Below are 18,825 nucleotides of genomic sequence, written 5' to 3'. Positions count from 1 at the left end.
TTGAACCGCCGTATACGGAACCGTACGTACGGTGGTGTGAGAGGTCGGAGGTTAACTACCTCCTCCTACTCGATTATCAAATCATCAATAATTTTATAAATTAACCGATATAAATAGAGTTGCCACTAATCGAGGGCATAAAAATAAAAATACATAAAAATAGCGAGGTAACCTTATGACGACAACTCAAGAAAACAGCAGTAAACATATAACAACACTGCTAAATGGAACGATTCAATCGATTCAACAAACCACCCCGATTCCCGTGCACAAATGGGTAGACCTAGCGCTGACACAAAGGAGCTACATACACAGTTTGGCGTGTTAATCGGTATTACCGGTCACGTAAAGGGCCAATTATTATTTTCCGGTGACCAAAATGCTTTCGGTGTAATTGGCACCTCCATGTTTGGCATGGAACTTAGCGGGGATATGTTGAACTCATTTTGCGGCGAGTTCGGCAATATGGTCGCCGGTGGACTGGCTACCATCGTCAGTGAACAAAGTGTCACGATTGATATCACTTCACCGACATTAGTTGAAGGAGATATGCGAATGACCGGTTTCAAACGGTCGATCGCTATTCCATTCACAATTGAAGCGGGCAATGAGCTAACCATCTATTTACTGCTCGACCAATAACGATAGAAAGAAAGGAAATACAACATGAAGAAGGAAAAACAAACTAAACAAAAACGAAGCATGCGTTTCAAAGACTGGAGTATTCGGACAAAACTACTATCGACTTTTTTAATCATCTTAATCATTCCATCATTAGTGATTGGTATTGTTAGCTACAACGCTGCTAAAGAAGAACTTTCTGACCAAGTGATGAAGACAGCATCGACAAACGTTCAAGTAGTTGATAATGAAATCAACCAACTAATTACCCAGAAATCAGACGCACTGAACTATTTAGCGACTGTCATTCATCGATTTACATACAATAAACCAGATGAGTTAGAGGACATGCTGTCACAATATTTTTTGACAAATGAAGATACAGCATTTGTATATGTGGGAACGGATTCAGGAGATATGTATTCACAACCAGCTATGAACGACGCGAGCTACGACCCAACCGAGCGCGATTGGTACATACAAGCAATGGAATCACCAGGAGAGGTGGTCATTACACCACCGTACCAAGATGCAGATACGGAAAATATGGTTATAACCGTTGCCCAGGCGACGAATGATCAATCTGGAGTTGTTGGGATTGACGTTAAATTGGAAGAGCTTGAAACCTTAGCGAGTACCATGAAAATTGGAGAAGAAGGTTACGTCATTTTAATCGATCAAAACAACCAGTATCTATCTCATCCAACGGAAGAAACGGGAACCCCAGTTACTGAGGCTTGGAAAGATACAGTTGCATCTGCAGAAAACGGACAAGAAAGTTATATGCATGACGGTGAATCGAAGGAAATGATTTTTGACACGAGTGAAAAAACAGGATGGAAAACTGTCGGCACGATGTATACATCGGAATTTGATGAAGCGGCAAGCGGTATTTGGAAAACGACTCTTGTCGTCATGGGGGTTGCAATCGCCATCAGTATAGCCGTCATATTATTCGTTACAAGACAAATGACCGTGCCATTAAAAAATCTGACCGAAAAAGTCCGTGCAATGAGTAAAGGCGATTTAACAGTTGATATTAAGGCTCAATCCAAAGATGAAATTGGACAACTATCAGCAGGCGTCAATGAGATGCAACAAAACTTGAAAACCTTGATTGGACAAGTACAGCAGGCATCCGGAAACTTAGCCGCGCAAAGTGAAGAGATGACCCAATCCGCTGGAGAGGTGAAAGAAGGATCCGAACAAATCGCAGCAACAATGGAAGAACTCGCATCAGGTGGCGAAACACAAGCAAGCAGTGCGGGGGACCTATCGACAACAATGGAGTCATTTACAGAACGGATGACAGCTGCCAACGCAAACAGTGATAACGCATATGAATCATCCAAGCAAGTATTAGAAATGACGAATACTGGCGCAGACTTGATGAAACAATCCGTCTCCCAAATGGAGTACATCGACAAAGTCGTTCAATCAGCAGTTGAAAAAATGGGCGGGCTGAATGACCAAACCGAGCAAATCTCTGAACTCGTATCCGTCATTCGAGACATTGCCGATCAAACCAACTTACTAGCATTGAACGCAGCAATTGAAGCGGCACGTGCCGGTGAACACGGAAAAGGCTTTGCCGTCGTCGCAGATGAAGTACGCAAACTAGCTGAACAAGTCGGCTCATCTGTCACAAGCATTACCGGTATTGTTAATAACGTTCAAACTGAATCTACAGATGTCGCTGAATCGCTCAGAAGCGGCTATGCCGAAGTTGAAAAAGGCCGTGAACAAATTGAACAAACCGGTGAAACATTCCAAAAAATTGAAACATCCATTCAAGAAATGACAAGACATATTCGAAGCGTATCCGATAACATCACAACAATGACTTCGAACACCGACGAAATGAACGCATCTATTCAAGAAATAGCCGCTGTCTCCGAAGAATCCGCAGCAGGCATTGAAGAAACAGCAGCTTCAGCCCAGCAATCTTCAAGCTCAATGGAAGAAGTCACCCGAGCATCCGAAGAACTAGCGAAACTCGCTGAAGAATTGACGGAGCAAGTGAAGCGGTTTAAGGTGTAAATAGCTAAAAAAGTTGCCCAATGACAATCATTTGGGCAACTTTTTTATTAACTAACACCAGTTTTCAGAGAATTACCTTTCATTCTTTTGGCTACATAATGATAATAATCTGCTTTCACCATAGCAACTTCCCCTTCACCAAAAGTTCTGCCTGGATTCGTCTCTACTTCAAAAAGATAGATGGTTCCATCAGGTTCAATCGCTACGTCTAAACCTAAAGCGATTAAATCTTGATCGAAAATTTCTTCTAATTTTGGTGGTAATTCTTTTCCTAGGCTTTTGATTCGGTCCTCTAAGCGTTCAGATTGTTGAGGGAAATTAGCCCGTAAAAATGGCTTTAACTTATTAACGCTGCCACCTTGAGCAACGTTTGAAACGACTTTCTGACTAGTACCAATTCGAACAAGATAAGTAGCAACTGACCAATTACCTTTACCATTCTTTTCAAGTCGTATGCGGACATCAAAAGGGTCACCCGCTAAAGTTCTGGAATGAATATATTTTTGAATTAAAAATTTATTTTGCTTTATATTCTGGCTATAAAATTTCTTTAATTTCCTTTTTGAAAGCGTATATTCTTCATTTCCACTTGAAATAATATATTTCCCTTTACTACACGATATTTGATAAATTTTCTTACCCTGTATACCATCCACTGGTTTTAATATAATTTTTTTATGCTTTTTTAAAAACTTATAAAATGGGCGAAATTCGCTGCTTACGATATAAGGTATAATTAAGTCTTTATATGTTCCATCAGCAATAATCTGCTTATTAATTTCATGTTTAGAACCGACGCGTCGATCCATAGATAAATTGCTGTGTGTTTTCAAAAATTGAACTGCTCTCTTGTTTTTGAATATCGGAGGGTTAATATCGATAAAAGCTGGTACATTTACTTCTTTTGTTTTCCAACGATTATCAATCAATATCTTACCCGAAATTGTCTTTTCTTTAAAATTAATATCGGCTGGACGAAAGTATACCAACTCATTTCCGTAATAAGCACTCATCTTTGCGATCATTTTAACCATTTTATTAGGTTTCTTAGCATTTCTGATATATCCGATCTGCATGTTATTCACCTCATGGATTTGGTAGCTTTATATTTTAATACCCTATTGAAGGTTATAAAAACCACAAAATAAAAATTAGGTAGACTCCTCATTTAGAGCCTACCTAATTAAAATAATTTATTTTCTCCGACTATCACGTTCACTTCGCAATTTATTTAACCGATTCTCTAAAGATGTCTTTCTGTCAGCATTCGTATCGATAAGCTTGATATCACTCACTTCACCATTCTCAATCGTCACTTCAACCTGACTACCGGTTTGAATCGAATCGGGTAAATGGTTCGCTGGCAAAAGAAAGTCCTTTTTATCTTCTTCAACTAAAATAACTGCGTGTCCATCTTCAATCCGATCAAGTACACCTTCATATTTACTCATTGTGTCCCCTCCCTAGCTATACAATTATTCTTTCACACAAGCTAACCCTTCTTCTTTAATATCGGCCAACCGACCGTCACCGATGCCATAAATCCGTTTCAGGCCATTCAATGAATGGTGTGGTCGTAGCTCGACTAATTCCGCAGCTCGTGCTTCATCGATGTGAATAATGTCATATAAATCTTTTAAACTAGCTGAATTAATATCGATGCATGACTCATGCGATTTTGCCGACTCATGATCATCATTATTTTTCAGAAAATCAGGCTTCTCTTTCTTAATGGTTGCCTCTCTTTCCGGTTGGACAGAAAAACGCTCGCCATTCGACTCAACCACAATCGTGCCGTGTGCCTCGGTTCCATACAAATCAATACCCATTTTATTCATCAATTCAACCGTCTCATAATGCGGATGACCGTAATCATTGTCTAGCCCAGCGGAATAAATGGCAACTTCTGGATCGACCGCCTGTACGAAAGCGGGCGTGTTGGAAGTGCTCGAACCATGATGCCCCAGCTGGAAGATATCAGCATCTAAATCGAATCCATTAGCTAACATTTCCTCTTCAGCACCTGCCTCAGCATCACCCGTAAACAAAAATCGCACATCACCATAAGTCACTCGAGTTGAAATCGAGTCATCATTAAAATCGCCGGACAGCTCAGTCGGGTGGTATACTTCCACCAAGAACGGACCGATTTCGAATTCTTCACCAGAACGCGGCTCAACATAAGACGCCTCAGACTGTTCAATCGCTGTCAACACATCTTCGAAAGCGCTGGTTGTATGTACATTACCCGTCATCCACACTTCATCAACCGGAAATTTTTGGATGACTTCATCTAGTTGACCGATATGATCGGCGTGGATATGCGTCCCAATGACAACATCCAAAGATTCAACAGACTGAGACTTCAAATAAGGAACCACTTCATCACCTGTCCAGTCACCAGCATCGATTAATAGATTGAATGTTTCCTCGCCTTCTACCGCCTGAAGTAATGTCGCATCCCCTTGGCCTACATCGATATAATGGACAGTTAGTTTACCTTCAGGATTTGCAGTTGAGTTGTTTGCATCCTCGTCAGCTTGGTTATTTTCATCTGTAACCTCAATTTCAAGCCCTTCGTTCGATTTTTCTTCTACATCTTTTTCATTTGTAGCCGTTTCACTGCAACTTACTAGAATGAGAAACGTCAATAATAATAGAGTGATTTTTTTCATGATGTACCTTTGCCCCCATACAAATTGCTTCAAACATTCATTGAACCAATAAATAATCAAAAGCACAATGCAACAAAATAACTAAACTGGTGACAAAAAACACTAATCCAGGTAAAATGAAGGGAGGCAAGGAAGTGAAACGATGGACAGTAAAAAGAAGCTGCAACTAGGTTGCTTCATCTACATAATATTTGGAATCGTCATTACTTATCTATATTTCACACAGACAGACGCAGACCTATTCAGAAAATATTTTGATTGGAGCGACCTGTTTAATTTCTAATAGAATTGAAGAACTCATAGAGAGGGAAGAGTAAATGGAAACGAGAAAAGACAAACGGAAACAAAAAGGGAATAAAAAAGGACTAAAAATTGTATTGATCGTACTAGGCTTATTAATATTGGCAGGTGTGATCTATGCCGCTTACCTGTATAAACAAGTAGACGATGCTGTCTCTGAAATGTACCAACCACTCGATTCAGACCAAGAAAAGAAAGAAGAAATTGAACAACGGTTTAAAGATAAAGATACAATTAATGCACTGCTATTAGGTGTCGATGAACGAGAAGGCGATAAAGGTCGATCGGATACAATGATCTTCCTCTCATTAAATCCAGATACGAATAAAATATTGATGCTCAGTATTCCGCGTGATACGTACGTCAACATTCCAGGAAGAGGCATGGACAAGATTAACCACGCTTATGCATTTGGTAATTCTGAGCTTTCCGTGCAAACGGTAGAAGACTTTTTGGATACGACCGTACACTTTTATGGAAAAGTGAACATGGAAGGGTTGAAAGATGGCGTTGATGCGCTTGGTGGCGTAACCGTTCAGAACAACCGCCAATTTAATCAAAGCGGTAAGACTTTTGAAACGGGAGAGTTGCACTTAAACGGCGAGGAAGCACTAGCATACTCCCGGATGAGAAAGCAAGATCCTAAAGGTGACATGGGTAGAAATGATCGCCAACAACAAATCATCGATGCAATGATTGATAAGGGTATGAGCTTTGGTTCGTTTACGAAAGTGCAAGATATTTTAGATGCATTAGGAACGAACGTAGAAACGAATTTACAAATGGGAGAAATGCGCAAGCTATTTATGGATTATCGCGGTACACGTTCAGAAACCATCCGTGAAGAAGTGAATGGAAGCGGCTCGAGAATGAACGGTATCTGGTACTATGTCGTGTCCGATGAAGAGAAGGCGAGACTGCAACAATTGGTTGATGAGCATGAAAATCAAAAGTAATAATGATTGAAATGAGGGCTAATCATGCAAAAAATTAAAAAAGCAATTATTCCTGCAGCGGGTTTGGGTACACGTTTTTTGCCGGTTACAAAAGCATTGCCGAAAGAAATGTTACCGATTATTGATAAACCTACGATTCAATATATTGTCGAGGAAGCAATTGCATCTGGCATAGAAGATATCATTATTGTCACAGGTAAAGGGAAACGTGCGATTGAAGACCATTTCGATCATGCGTTAGAGTTGGAACAAACTTTAGAGAAAAAAGGGAAATTCGATTTATTAGAAAAGGTTAAAAAATCTTCGAATGTCGATATTCATTATATTCGTCAAAAAGAACCAAAAGGGCTTGGTCATGCCGTATGGAGCGCACGGAAGTTCATCGGCAACGAACCCTTCGCAGTATTGTTAGGTGATGATATTGTTCAAGCTGAAACACCAGGTTTAAAGCAACTCATTGACCAATACAACGAAAAACAACGATCCGTAATCGGCGTACAAACTGTTCCAGATGGAGAAACAGACCGGTATGGCATTATTGATCCATCCGAAAAGGACGGAAGACTTTATAAAGTAAAGAACTTTATTGAGAAGCCAGCATTTGGTGAAGAGCCTTCAAACCTAGCAATCATGGGTCGATATGTTTTGACTCCAGCAATTATGGATTTATTAGAAAATCAAGAGTTGGGCGCCGGGAATGAAATTCAATTAACGGATGCCATTCAGCGACTCAATGAAACTGAATCGGTTTTCGCCTATGATTTTCAAGGTAAACGATACGATGTAGGTGAAATTACAGGCTATATTCGAACGATGATCGAAATGTCCTTAGAAAGAGAAGATATTCGAAAAGATTTATTGCCGTTTCTGAAAGAATTGGTCAATAAATCATAATTATAAAATCCTCCACTATTATCGGAGGATTTTTGTCGTTTATGTCATGACTATTGCTAAAATTCACGCATTACCTATTAAATTTTATTCATACCTACAATATGGTATAATCTCTTGAGTATAACATTGCAAATTAGAAGGAAGGCATGGCATGAAAAAGCCAATAACCGTCGTTTTTTTTATTTATTTTTTAGGTTCGGGTGGGGCAGGAAGAACTTTCTTGAACATCCTGAATAACATTGATCAGGACAAGTTTCGCCCTGTATTGGTTACTTGCAATTACGAAGGTAGCTACGAGCCGTTTCTAAATAAAAATATTAAATTTATAAAACTTGATACAAAACGATTACGAAAATCTATTTTACCGTTAGCGAAAATTATTCGAAAAGAACGAGCGGACATCGTGTTCAGTACGATCCCCAATTACAACGTAATCGCGATATTAGCTCGATTACTATCGTACACACGGGCGAAAAACGTCATTCGAGAAGCGGCTTTTCTAGGTGGCGACCGAAAGACGGATACAAAATTAAAAGTATATGGCTTATTCTATCGGTTCTCAACTAAAGTGATTGCGCTATCTAATGGAGTTAAAAATAATTTGATTCGTCGCTATGGTGTAAACGAAAAGAAACTGCAAGTCATTTATAATCCAGTCGACATCATTTCAATTAGTGAGAAAATGAAAGAAAACATAGAACTTCCTTATTTTACGAATGGTAAAAAAACAATCGTCACTGCTGGTAGGCTAGTAGAAGATAAAGATCAACAAACATTGATAAAAAGCTTTGCATTATTGGCCACAAAAATAGACGCTCAATTATTGATTCTCGGTGAAGGACCACTAGAAGAAAAATTGAAAGAACAAGCGATGCAATTAGGTATTCAAGACCGTGTACATTTAGTCGGTTTTCAAGAGAATCCCTATGCGTTTTTCCACCAAGCAGATCTCTTCGTCCTTACGTCGAAACGGGAAGGCTTTGGACACGTACTCGCTGAAGCATTGGCTACAGGTGTTCCGATTGTATCAACGAGATGCGAACCAGGTGCGACAGAAGTGTTGGAAAATGGCAAATACGCAAAACTTGTTCCAATAGGAGATACAGAAGAACTGACTAAAGCAATGAAAGATATTTTGTTATTACAAGAAAATGAAAAGAATGCAATCATCGAAAAAGGATACGAACGATTAAGCGACTTCGATGTCCATAAAATCGTTAAACAATACGAAGAAGTATTTAAAGAAGCAGTCAAATGAGTAGGAGCTGAGGACATGCGGTCAAACAAGAAAATCGTTCATATGACAACCGTGCATCATCCGTTTGACCCAAGAATTTATCATAAAGAATGCTTGTCGATTAAAGAAGCTGGGTATGATGTAACCCTTCTCGCTCAAAAAGACCCAAACACGGGAGAGCTAAGTGAAGAGATTACACACATTCCATTAGAAACTTACGATGGTAAGTTAAAACGAATGCTCTTTGCCCCATGGCAAGCATACAAAAAAGCAAAACAACTAGATGCGGACGTGTATCATTTTCATGATCCAGAATTGATGCTAGTTGCTAGATTGTTAAAAAAGAAACAAAATGTCGTAGTATACGATGTGCATGAAGATTTCGTGACGAGTTTAATAAAAAAAGATTACTTAAATAAATTCTTAAAGTTATTAATTAAAAAGAGTTTCCGTACAGTTGAGAAAGTCATCACAAAACCTTTTAAAAAAGTGCTGGCAGAGAAATACTATCAAGAGATTTATCCAACGGGCGAATGGGTATTAAATTACCCTACAGTAAACAAAAAGTTTATCTCTCACCGTCGCGATGAGCAACCAATTGAAGACAAGCTAATCTATACGGGGAATGTGGATTTAGAAAGAGGAGCAAAAATCCATGGGAACTTGCCAAACATTCATCCGACGATTCAAATGCACTTTATCGGTAAATGTCCACGGAAGTTTGCGGATGAAATTGAACAAGTTGCCGGAGAAAACGTCAATCGAATTCATATACAAGGTATTGACCAGTTCATACCAAAAGAAGTAATCGAACAAAGCTACCTCAATACAAATTGGCTAGCAGGTGTAGCTCTATTTCCACCAACGGACCATTACTTAAAAAAGGAACTGACAAAGTTCTTCGAATACATGAATGCAGGCTTACCAATTATTTGTTCGAACTTTGATCGTTGGAAAGAGTTTATTGAACAGTATCAATGCGGTATTGCTGTCGATCCGTACGATGAGCAAGCAATTTATGAAGCGATTGAATATTTAAGACAAAATCCGCTAGAAGCTCGTAAAATGGGTGAAAACGGAAAAAAAGCAGTACAGGAAAAATTGAATTGGAAAACTCAAGCCAATCATTTAGTGGAATTATATGATGAATGGCTGTCAGAGATAAAATAGGTGATGAAATGCAACAAGCAGATCGTAACAATCCAACAGTCTCGGTCATCACACCTGCATTTAATGCAGAAAAGACGATACGCGGGACAATCGACTCAGTTCTGGCCCAAACCTATCAAGATTATGAAATAATTGTCGTTGATGATTACTCGACGGACCGAACAGTTGAAATTGTTGAAAAATATGTAACAAAAGATTCTCGAGTACGACTTATTCAGTTAGAAGAAAATAGCGGTGCAGCTGTTGCAAGAAACACAGCAATGAAAGCGGCCAAAGGTAGATACATCGCATTTTTGGACAGTGACGATCAATGGTTTCCAACAAAGCTGGAAAAACAATTAGCCTTTATGCAAGAAAAGGATATTGCCTTTTCATTTACAAAATATGTTCGAATGGATGACGAAGAGAAACTTACTGGAAACATATCGAAGGCGCCTAAATCGGTAGGATACCATGATTTGATGAAACACTGTGTAATCGGATGTTTAACAGTGATGATCGATCGAAAAAAAGTAGGAAACCAAGAGATGGAAAATATTCGTAGAAGACAAGATTATGCGTATTGGTTAACGTTAACAAAACAAGGATTCAAAGCTTATGGATTTCCAGAAGTACTTGCGAAATATCGAATGGGACAGAATACAGTCTCTAGCAACAAGTTGAAAGCCGCAAAGGGTCAGTGGTATGTTTACCGTCAGATTGAACATCAAAACTTATTAAAGAGTAGCTATTACTTTGTTCATTACGCATTTAAAGGAATCAAAAACTCATTGAAAACGAAGATGAGTAAAAAACAAGCCTAAAGCTTCAGTAAAATGTGAGTGGGAGTTCGTTATGAAATCATATATTCAGGAAATCTTAAAAAGAAAAGACTTATTATATTATTTGATTAAATCAGGACTGAAAGCAGAACACCGAAACAGTTACCTCGGTTATTTTTGGTGGCTGTTAGATCCATTACTGAATGTGGTTGTCTATTTCTTCTTGGTCGTAATCGTTCTAGGCCGCGAAAATGATGAATTCAACTATGCAGTGTTCCTTGTAATAGGTCTTGTCGCATGGCGTTGGATCAGTTCGAGCATCAGCAGTGCATCAAAATCGATTTTGCGATACAGTTCGATCATTAACCAAGTGAGTTTGCCAAAAGCGATTTTTCCATTATCGTTTACATTTTCACAGCTCTTCAACTATCTATTTGGTTTAATCGTTGTCGCGGTGTTTTTATTATTCAATGGAATCATCCCTGGCTGGGAAGTCGTCTTTTTGCCACTCATTATGTTGGTTACATTAGTTTTCTTGATGGCAATAGGTTTTTTCTTAGCTTATATCAACGTCTTTGTCCGAGATATTGATAATATTATGACCCATGTCATTCGCGTGCTCTTTTATGCATCGCCAATTATTTGGGAGGGCGGGCGATTAGCACGATCGGATTACAATTTAGAGTGGGTTGTTGACTATAACCCGATTGCGATTATCGTTGACTCTTATCGTGATATTTTAATGTTTCATACGACGCCTGACTTTATTGGTTTAGCAGTCATCTTTGTCATTTCACTCACTGTGATTGTATTGATGATCAACCATTACAGTAAAAACGAGCATAAAATTATTAAAGTGCTTTAATAGTATTTTAGAAAGAAGTTGGTTGTGATGACCGAAAAAACACAAGATGTTATCAAAGCCCGAAACGTTGGCGTAGCATTTGTCAATCATGATAATGATGATATTAAGTCAAAAGCATTTCGCTTGTTTACGGGTAAGAAAAAAGATAAAAAAAGTAAAGAGACATGGGCATTGGAGGATATTACCTTTGATGGCCATGAAGGTGAAATTTTAGGAATCATTGGTTCAAACGGGGCTGGAAAAACGACCATAAGTAAAGTGGTCGCCGGGATTTTGGAAGCCGATCGAGGCTCAATCGAAGTTGACGGAAAAGTAACAGCTCTATTTTCTTATGGAATGGGTTTTAATGCCGAATTAACAGGAAGAGAAAATGTGTATTTAAACGGCATGATGCTTGGAATTTCTAGAAAAATCATTAATGAGTATATAGAAGAAATAGTGGCCTTTTCAGAAATTGGCCAATTTATCGATCAACCGATGAAGCGTTATTCCAGCGGTATGAAAGCGAGACTTGGCTTTAGTGTGGCGGCTCACTTACAGCCTGAAATATTAATTCTTGATGAAGCACTAAATACCGGTGATGCTCGCTTTGGAAAAAAAGCTTCTGAGAAACTTAAAGAACTCGTCAAAAACGCAAAAATGGTCATTATGGTTACACATAGTCTGCGTTTTGCACAGCGAAACTGTGACCGATTACTTTGGTTGGAAAACGGAAAAGTAAGAGATGAGGGTAACCCGAAAGAAATTATTCAAAAATACCGCGCTACTTTACCTAAAGTAAAGCCTAGACAACGCCGGAGTCTGCAACTGAACAAAACAGAAACAACCGTGTTGGATAAACCGGTCGTCAAAGCCGAGAATGTTGGTCTTAAATTCGAATTAAACCGGAAAACACCATTTTGGGCAAACAAAGGTCTCAGCTTTGAAATTAAAGAAGGCGAAGTCGTCGGGATCATTGGTCATAATGGGGCGGGTAAAAGTACACTTTGTAAACTTCTAATAGGAATTTATAAACCAGATGAAGGTGATTTAGAGGTTAATGGTGAAACATCAAGTCTTCTAGGTTACGGAACAGGATTTAATGCTCAACTGTCTGGTGAAGATAACATCTATTTAAACGCTATGTTGTTAGGAATTCCAAAAAAACGCGTACAAGAAAAGTATGATGAAATTGTAGAATTCTCAGGAATCGGCAATGCCATTTATCGGCCAGTAAAGACTTATTCAAGCGGGATGAAATCGAGACTTGGGTTTAGTATTGCAGCTGTTCTTAAACCAGACATCTTCATTATCGATGAAGCATTATCCACGGGAGACGTCGCGTTCCAACAAAAAGCTAGTGAACGTATTCAAGACATGATGGAAAAAGCGAAAGCAGTCATCATCGTTTCCCATAGTATGGGCTTTGTAGAGAAGGTGTGCACGCGAGCAATTTGGATGGAACAAGGACAAATTATCGATGATGGACCAGCGGAAGAAATCGTAGCGAAATATAGAGAAGCAATGACAGGAACGAAGAAAAAAGTAGTATCTAAACCAGTGACTATGCAGAAGAAGCCACAGTAGATCAAAAATGACTTACTAGTACAATTATAATAAAAAAATGAAAGCCAATCTTTATAAAGGTGGGGTTCAACATGGCTAATCCAGTGAAAAAAGCAGTGAAAAAAGGAATTGACGTTGGTGTATATACGTTGTTGACAGAAAAACAGCGGAAAGCAATTGGCGACGCCTTACCGGATAAACAAAAAAAGATGCTTCAAAAACTCATCAGTGGTGGAAAGCGTTCCGCCGAGAAAGAAAAGATGAAGCAATTGAAATTCCACCTATATAATTTAGGCTTTGAAACAAAAGCACTCGAAGATCTCGAGAACTTCTACCAAACAACAGAAAGCATTTCGTTGAAAAGAGAAATTGCCTGGGAGATTGCTCTTTGGCATATGAATCGAAACACGGTCGATGGAGCTAAGAAAGCACTGCCTTACATTAAGCGTGCTGTCCGTGGAGAAACGAATCCCGAGAAACTCCGAAAACTTGCGATTATCACAGCGGAATGTTGTGATCTTTTGCATGTTCATCATACCGGAAAGAATGTAATCGACAAAGCATTAAAAATGAAAGAACACCCGGATCTCTATCTAGCAAAAGTAAATCATGAAACGAATATTACCGACAAGTTAAGCTTAATGAACAAAGTCATGGAAATGTATGGTCTAGAACGAATCACTTTCTTAGACCGTGAAGAACCAACTTATGACGATTTATGGATGGAATCTACGCTATTAACTCAGCGATTGGGCCCTAAAGTATCTGTTATTATCCCGGCTTATAATGCAGGAGAAGGGTTACGGACAGCGATTGAATCGATTCTGCTTCAAACATGGGGCAACTTAGAAGTTCTTGTCGTTGATGACCACAGCACAGACAATACGATCGAAATTGTCAAAGATTTTATGGAGAAAGATAGTCGCGTGAAATTATTGCAAACGCCACAAAATAGTGGACCATACGTTGCAAGAAACATAGCGCTTCGTGAAGCGACAGGTGAATTTGTGACGATTAATGACTCAGACGATTGGTCACATGCACAAAAGATTGAAATTCAAGTAAGTCATTTAATTAAGAATCCACGTGTCATCGCGAATACATCCGAACACGCACGATTGACGGAAGATTTAACGTTCTACCGTCGAGGAACACCAGGTAAATATATCTTCCCAAACATGTCTTCAATTATGTTCAGAAGAGAGCCAGTGCTTCGAAAAGTCGGCTACTGGGATTCAGTTCGATTTGCTGCTGATGGTGAATTTAAACGAAGAATCGTCAAAGTGTTTGGAAAAAGAAAGTACGTTGATTTAAAAACTGGGCCATTATCATTACCAAGACAGACAGCTGCATCATTGACAGGAAGCTCAGCCTTTGGTTATAACGGTTATTTCAAGGGAGTTCGCAAGCATTATGTAAGTATGCTTGAAAACTTCCATCGAGATAATGATTTTCTCTATTATCCAATGAACCAATATAAACGACCTTTTCCTGTTCCAGAACCAATGTGGCCGAACAGAGAAGAAAAAGTTGATGGAAAACGAAAATTCAACTTAATAATCGTTGCTGATTTCCGCTATGACTATATATCAATTCCGATTCAGAATGAATTGCAACACCTAAAGAAAAAGTTCAACCGAATTGGTTTAGTCCAAATGTATACCTATGATTTATCGAAAAAAGATCAATTACAGCCATCGATTCTCGATCAACTTGATGAAGAACAAGTGCAGTTTATCGTTTATGGAGAAAAGGTTGAAACGACATATTTAGTTATTTACCAATCTGACATTTTATCACCAAAACAAAAGTATACGCCGACAATCCACTCGACACAAACATTTGTCAAAGCAGAAAGCCAAGGCAACACAGCTGAATTAATCGAAGAATATTTTGATGTCAACCACATTATCTATATGAATCGTTCAGTTAGTGGAATGATAGAAGCAGTGGATAAGGGAGAATAGATATATGGTAAACCGGGATCGGGTACCGAAAACTGAATTTGCTCAACAGATTAAACAGAAAGAGATGGAAAAAGAAGAACTGCTTTTAGAGCGTAAAGATATTCGCATGCAATTGAAACAAAAAAGAAGAGCGTTTGGTGAAATTCAGTCTGTAGTGAAATCCGTTGGCAAGCTAAAAAGGGATGCCACACGCCAAGTAAAATTGCTCGGTGGAATCGCGCTTAGACGGAGAGATCCTAGACAGCTCTATAGCAAATCATATAGACAAAAACATGCTGAAAATCAACTGAAGAAATACAGGATGTATTTATATGAGTACGGGTTGGAAGAAGCTGTCTTGCAAGATCTTAGAAAAAAATTCGCTAATCCTAAAAATAAGTACGAAAAAGTAGCTATCGCTAAAGAACTTCTATTATGGCATGCCAACCAATATACGAGCTTTGACGCTACGGCTGCAATGCCTTATGTGAAAACATTGGCCAACGCAGTAGAAGACGACAAGCAGATTCAACAGTTAGCCATTATGGAATCAGAGTTGCTTATGACACTTGAACGGCCAGTTATGGCAAAAGAGATTCTTCTTCGAGCAAAAACACTTAAAGAGAATCCTGATGTTCTGCTTGCCTTAACTAATATGGAAACAAAGATAAATGCAAAACTCGACTGGATCAATCAAGTTCTCACTGACTATGGACTGGAGACCATTTATCTAAATTCCAAGAAAGCAACAAGCCTTTATGATCGTTTAGCAGCAAAGGCACCAGAAGCGACAATTGAAAACGGACCGAAAGTATCAGTATTATTACCGGTATATAATGCAGCAAACGGAATTGAAACAGCGATTGATTCAATCTTAAAACAAAGCTGGAAAAACATAGAGCTGCTTGTGATTGATGATCAAAGTACAGACGACACAACCCAAATTGTCGAATCATATGTAGAGAAAGACAATAGAGTACAGCTTCTACAAACACCAGAAAACAGTGGCCCCTACGTTGCACGGAACATTGGGTTGACGAATGCCACTGGAGACTTTGTTACAGTCAATGATGCAGATGATTGGTCACATCCAAGGAAAATTGAACGCCAGGTGAATCACTTGCTTGAGAATCCAAGTATTATTGCTAACACGAGTGAGCATGCCAGATTGACAGAGGATTTGAATTTTTACCGAAGGGGTCTCTTTGGCAGATTCATTTTTCCAAACATGTCTTCCTTAATGTTTAGAAAAGAACCTGTCATGACGAAAGTCGGTTACTGGGATGAGGTACGATTCGCGGGTGATGGAGAATATAAACGCAGGTTAGTCCATGTATTCGGTAAAGAAAGCATCGTCGACTTGGAAACAGGACCGTTATCATTACCAAGACAATCAACAAATTCTTTAACGGCCAGCAGTGCTTTTGGCTACGACGGTCATTTTAAAGGCGCACGAAAAGAATACGTGGAAAGTTTTGAGTCGTTTCACAGCCAAGCAGAAACACTCCACTATCCACAACACCAAAAAGAACGACTTTTTCCAGTACCAGAACCAATGAAACCAGAACGGAAAAAAGCGAGGTGGGAAGCTAGACATTTTGATTTCATCATTGCAACGGATTTTCGTCAGCCAAATGACCGGTTGATTCATGAATTACAACTGTTAAAAAAGCTCGGGAAACGGATTGGATTCGTTCAATTAGTAGAATACAGACATCAAGCGCCGAAAAAAATTGATCCATTATTTCGAAATGAAATTGACGGCGATATCATTCAAATGATTACGTATGGCGAGAGAGTATCTTGTTCATTGTTATTCGTATATCGATTGAATGGATTGCAAGAAATCCAAAAATTCATTCCAGAAATACAAGCTCAAACCGTAAAAGTGATTTTATATGACGAAAAGAGCATTCGATCAAATAAAATTCAACCAGTGAGATTATCATCACATCGACTACTCCAATACTTCAACCGTAAAGGAAAATGGTATGTGGCTGACAAAATCCTACGAGAAAAGCTGCATGAAAACCATTCTCGTGAACTGCGAAATATTGACTTATCGAAAAAAGATTGGCCCAATGCAAAGACAGAACCTGAAAAGTACCAATCACTAATTAAGGAATTTCTCAGTCCACACGCAAAGGAGGTAAATCATAGTGAAAAAAATCAACAACTCATATAATCAATCTTCCTTTGACGATGTCGAAATGGACGATGAACTTCTAGCTAAGAAGCTGTATAGACTCGAAAGTGAAATTGCACAAATTAAACGAGAAATCGATAGTGGCAAGAAGGAGATTCAGCAAATCGAAAATAGCCGTACGTGGAAAATTGGAAATAGGTTGAAGTCCGATAAGGTAGAAACTAATTCTTCTGCAAATGAAGAAATAAAAAATAGATTAAAAACAATGCAATCATCCATCTACACATTACAAACTGAATTGAACCGACTCCGCATCGACGACCGGCTACTAAACACATATCAAATGATGCAAACCTTGACAGATGAACACCAAAAGGGAAATCTGATTCATTTTATAGAGAACCTTGTATATCAAAAGAAGGTACATGATAAAAACTATCTCGATACATTCCACCACGCCATTCGACTATTTAATCGACCTGAAATGAAAAAATACCAGCTAGTTGTATTTGACTATCTTCTTCAAACAATGGCAGCAGAAGATGTTTCAGAACCACTGGTGCGCAGCGCATTGTCTGACGACCCATTATCTTTACAGTCGGTTTCATCATTTCGAGGCAGCTTAACGAAACGAATCCGTCAACACCAATTGAATGGCCCACTTTCCGATTGGATCTTGGATGATAAATCGGTAGCATATCAATTCGTTGATCAACTAGGAATCAGAAGACCTACAACGAGTGAGATAGGCTATACGAAAGATGAGCTTCCCTTAAATGAAGGAACCGTTATTAAACCATTGGACGGCGCAGGCGCGCGCGGTGTTTATCTCTTACATACAGCTAACAATATTGTCGACATTAAACGAAATCAGACACTACGCGACACAGAACAACTACGCGAACAAATGGAAAAAGACATACAAACAAAATGGGTCAGTGAAGATTCTTGGGGTTATGAAGAATTAATTTACGAAAATCAAGAGAACAAACAACCTGCAAGAGATTTGAAATTTTATAGTTTTTACGGAAAAACCCCACTGATTTTGGAAATCATCCGATATCCAGAGATGCAATATTGTTGGTGGACTTCTGAAGGAAAACCATTACTTACGGGTAAATACAATGATCAATTGTTCAAAGGAGAAGGATTCACTCAAGAAGAATTAGAACAAGTCAATGAAATCAGTCGACAAATCCCGTCCCCTTTCATGCGAATCGATTTTTTGAGGGGAGAAGAAGGGTTAGTTTTCGGGGAATTTACTCCAAAACCCGGCAATTATGATGAATTTGATGAAACAATCGACCGCTGGTTAGGTGACTGTTTCTTAGAAGCCGAAAATCGATTAGTGACAGGCATGTTACATGGGAAGAAATTTGACGCATTTAGCGATATACTTAAGGTATAGAGAATAAAATGGAGGCTTTCAACAATGAACGAGCAAGATAACCAATGGCTGAAACACCTTCCGCCTGAAATATTAGATGGAATTCAAGGTAACTATCTTGATTCCTATGCTATTGCTTTAGAGGGATGGCGTAGAGGACTGACGTTGAAGTGGCATGTGAAAGACAGTGAGAAGTTCAAAGAAATGGAAACATGGTTTGTGGACGAGCCTGGCCAACTGTTTTCGTTATCCGATGGAAATAAAACACATTATTTCTTTCGA

General features: G+C 38.9%; 16 protein-coding genes and 1 pseudogene. 14 read left to right on the top strand and 3 right to left on the bottom strand.

Annotation, left to right across the window (positions count from 1 at the left end; translation table 11 throughout):
• The first annotated feature begins 273 nt into the window (after positions 1-273).
• Positions 274-642 (top strand): chemotaxis protein CheX, encoded by a 369-nt coding sequence (locus KC820_RS13860; protein WP_212371176.1) that lies wholly within the window; start codon positions 274-276, stop codon positions 640-642.
• Positions 643-666: 24 nt separating this feature from the next.
• On the top strand, positions 667-2,661 hold the full coding sequence (locus tag KC820_RS13855) for a methyl-accepting chemotaxis protein (protein ID WP_212371178.1): 1,995 nt from the start codon (positions 667-669) through the stop codon (positions 2,659-2,661).
• A gap of 47 nt (positions 2,662-2,708) precedes the next feature.
• On the opposite strand, the gene KC820_RS13850 is transcribed toward KC820_RS13855, so the two are convergent.
• The 3 genes from KC820_RS13850 to KC820_RS13840 all read right to left on the bottom strand — a co-directional run bounded on the left by KC820_RS13850 (position 2,709) and on the right by KC820_RS13840 (position 5,336).
• Entirely contained in the window at positions 2,709-3,737 is a 1,029-nt protein-coding gene (locus tag KC820_RS13850; RefSeq protein ID WP_212371180.1) for a YheC/YheD family protein, read from the bottom strand.
• Between the two features lie 117 nt (positions 3,738-3,854).
• Positions 3,855-4,112: a DUF3006 domain-containing protein gene (locus tag KC820_RS13845; protein ID WP_212371182.1), complete on the bottom strand. Its 258-nt coding sequence runs from the start codon at positions 4,110-4,112 to the stop codon at positions 3,855-3,857.
• Positions 4,113-4,136: 24 nt separating this feature from the next.
• The gene (locus KC820_RS13840; protein ID WP_212371185.1) at positions 4,137-5,336 is read right to left on the bottom strand and encodes an MBL fold metallo-hydrolase; all 1,200 of its coding nucleotides are present in this window, start codon (positions 5,334-5,336) and stop codon (positions 4,137-4,139) included.
• A gap of 142 nt (positions 5,337-5,478) precedes the next feature.
• Here KC820_RS13840 and KC820_RS13835 point away from each other — a divergent pair, with 142 nt between their 5' ends.
• From KC820_RS13835 to KC820_RS13780, 12 genes and pseudogenes are all read left to right on the top strand, one after another.
• Positions 5,479-5,619, top strand: coding sequence for a hypothetical protein (locus KC820_RS13835; RefSeq protein ID WP_212371187.1), 141 nt, complete (start codon positions 5,479-5,481; stop codon positions 5,617-5,619).
• Between the two features lie 34 nt (positions 5,620-5,653).
• Positions 5,654-6,592: an LCP family glycopolymer transferase gene (locus KC820_RS13830; RefSeq protein ID WP_212371189.1), complete on the top strand. Its 939-nt coding sequence runs from the start codon at positions 5,654-5,656 to the stop codon at positions 6,590-6,592.
• A gap of 24 nt (positions 6,593-6,616) precedes the next feature.
• Positions 6,617-7,486 carry a UTP--glucose-1-phosphate uridylyltransferase GalU gene (galU, locus tag KC820_RS13825; RefSeq protein ID WP_212371191.1) on the top strand — a complete coding sequence of 290 codons (870 nt, stop codon included), beginning with the start codon at positions 6,617-6,619 and terminating at the stop codon, positions 7,484-7,486.
• A gap of 151 nt (positions 7,487-7,637) precedes the next feature.
• On the top strand, positions 7,638-8,744 hold the full coding sequence (locus KC820_RS13820) for a glycosyltransferase (protein ID WP_212371193.1): 1,107 nt from the start codon (positions 7,638-7,640) through the stop codon (positions 8,742-8,744).
• A 15-nt stretch (positions 8,745-8,759) separates the two neighbouring features.
• Positions 8,760-9,893, top strand: coding sequence for a glycosyltransferase (locus KC820_RS13815; RefSeq protein ID WP_212371196.1), 1,134 nt, complete (start codon positions 8,760-8,762; stop codon positions 9,891-9,893).
• Complete coding sequence (locus KC820_RS13810; RefSeq protein ID WP_236782662.1) at positions 9,872-10,696, top strand: glycosyltransferase family 2 protein; 825 nt, start codon at positions 9,872-9,874, stop codon at positions 10,694-10,696. Before KC820_RS13815 ends, KC820_RS13810 begins: the two co-directional genes overlap by 22 nt.
• A 31-nt stretch (positions 10,697-10,727) precedes the next feature.
• On the top strand, positions 10,728-11,519 hold the full coding sequence (locus KC820_RS13805; protein WP_212371198.1) for an ABC transporter permease: 792 nt from the start codon (positions 10,728-10,730) through the stop codon (positions 11,517-11,519).
• Between the two features lie 27 nt (positions 11,520-11,546).
• Positions 11,547-13,085, top strand: coding sequence for an ABC transporter ATP-binding protein (locus KC820_RS13800; RefSeq protein ID WP_212371200.1), 1,539 nt, complete (start codon positions 11,547-11,549; stop codon positions 13,083-13,085).
• Between the two features lie 71 nt (positions 13,086-13,156).
• Positions 13,157-15,031, top strand: a complete 1,875-nt coding sequence (locus tag KC820_RS13795; RefSeq protein WP_212371203.1) for a glycosyltransferase family 2 protein — start codon at positions 13,157-13,159, stop codon at positions 15,029-15,031.
• A gap of 4 nt (positions 15,032-15,035) precedes the next feature.
• Positions 15,036-17,195 (top strand): glycosyltransferase family 2 protein, encoded by a 2,160-nt coding sequence (locus KC820_RS13790; protein ID WP_212371205.1) that lies wholly within the window; start codon positions 15,036-15,038, stop codon positions 17,193-17,195.
• Positions 17,170-18,564 carry an ATP-grasp fold amidoligase family protein gene (locus KC820_RS13785; protein WP_212371207.1) on the top strand — a complete coding sequence of 465 codons (1,395 nt, stop codon included), beginning with the start codon at positions 17,170-17,172 and terminating at the stop codon, positions 18,562-18,564. The genes KC820_RS13790 and KC820_RS13785 overlap by 26 nt, the downstream gene beginning before the upstream one ends.
• Before the next feature lie 24 nt (positions 18,565-18,588).
• A pseudogene (locus KC820_RS13780) lies at positions 18,589-18,825 on the top strand (hypothetical protein); the annotation flags it as partial.

The sequence above is a fragment of the Allobacillus saliphilus genome (genome assembly GCF_018138385.1).
In the GTDB taxonomy this organism is placed as follows: Bacteria; Bacillota; Bacilli; order Bacillales; family Alkalibacillaceae; genus Allobacillus; species Allobacillus saliphilus.
Note: the sequence above shows the minus strand (reverse complement) of the source record. Positions and strands in the feature narration are given on the sequence as shown.

Excerpts from the sequence above, each read along its gene's own strand:
- KC820_RS13800 (WP_212371200.1), top strand. The coding sequence starts at position 11,547 with ATGACCGAAAAAACACAAGATGTTATCAAAGCCCGAAACGTTGGCGTA.
- KC820_RS13820 (WP_212371193.1), top strand. The coding sequence starts at position 7,638 with ATGAAAAAGCCAATAACCGTCGTTTTTTTTATTTATTTTTTAGGTTCG.
- KC820_RS13850 (WP_212371180.1), bottom strand. The coding sequence starts at position 3,737 with ATGCAGATCGGATATATCAGAAATGCTAAGAAACCTAATAAAATGGTT.
- KC820_RS13830 (WP_212371189.1), top strand. The coding sequence starts at position 5,654 with ATGGAAACGAGAAAAGACAAACGGAAACAAAAAGGGAATAAAAAAGGA.
- KC820_RS13845 (WP_212371182.1), bottom strand. The coding sequence starts at position 4,112 with ATGAGTAAATATGAAGGTGTACTTGATCGGATTGAAGATGGACACGCA.
- KC820_RS13860 (WP_212371176.1), top strand. The coding sequence starts at position 274 with ATGGGTAGACCTAGCGCTGACACAAAGGAGCTACATACACAGTTTGGC.
- KC820_RS13840 (WP_212371185.1), bottom strand. The coding sequence starts at position 5,336 with ATGAAAAAAATCACTCTATTATTATTGACGTTTCTCATTCTAGTAAGT.
- KC820_RS13855 (WP_212371178.1), top strand. The coding sequence starts at position 667 with ATGAAGAAGGAAAAACAAACTAAACAAAAACGAAGCATGCGTTTCAAA.
- KC820_RS13795 (WP_212371203.1), top strand. The coding sequence starts at position 13,157 with ATGGCTAATCCAGTGAAAAAAGCAGTGAAAAAAGGAATTGACGTTGGT.
- KC820_RS13815 (WP_212371196.1), top strand. The coding sequence starts at position 8,760 with ATGCGGTCAAACAAGAAAATCGTTCATATGACAACCGTGCATCATCCG.
- KC820_RS13810 (WP_236782662.1), top strand. The coding sequence starts at position 9,872 with ATGGCTGTCAGAGATAAAATAGGTGATGAAATGCAACAAGCAGATCGT.
- KC820_RS13805 (WP_212371198.1), top strand. The coding sequence starts at position 10,728 with ATGAAATCATATATTCAGGAAATCTTAAAAAGAAAAGACTTATTATAT.
- KC820_RS13790 (WP_212371205.1), top strand. The coding sequence starts at position 15,036 with ATGGTAAACCGGGATCGGGTACCGAAAACTGAATTTGCTCAACAGATT.
- KC820_RS13835 (WP_212371187.1), top strand. The coding sequence starts at position 5,479 with ATGGACAGTAAAAAGAAGCTGCAACTAGGTTGCTTCATCTACATAATA.
- galU (WP_212371191.1), top strand. The coding sequence starts at position 6,617 with ATGCAAAAAATTAAAAAAGCAATTATTCCTGCAGCGGGTTTGGGTACA.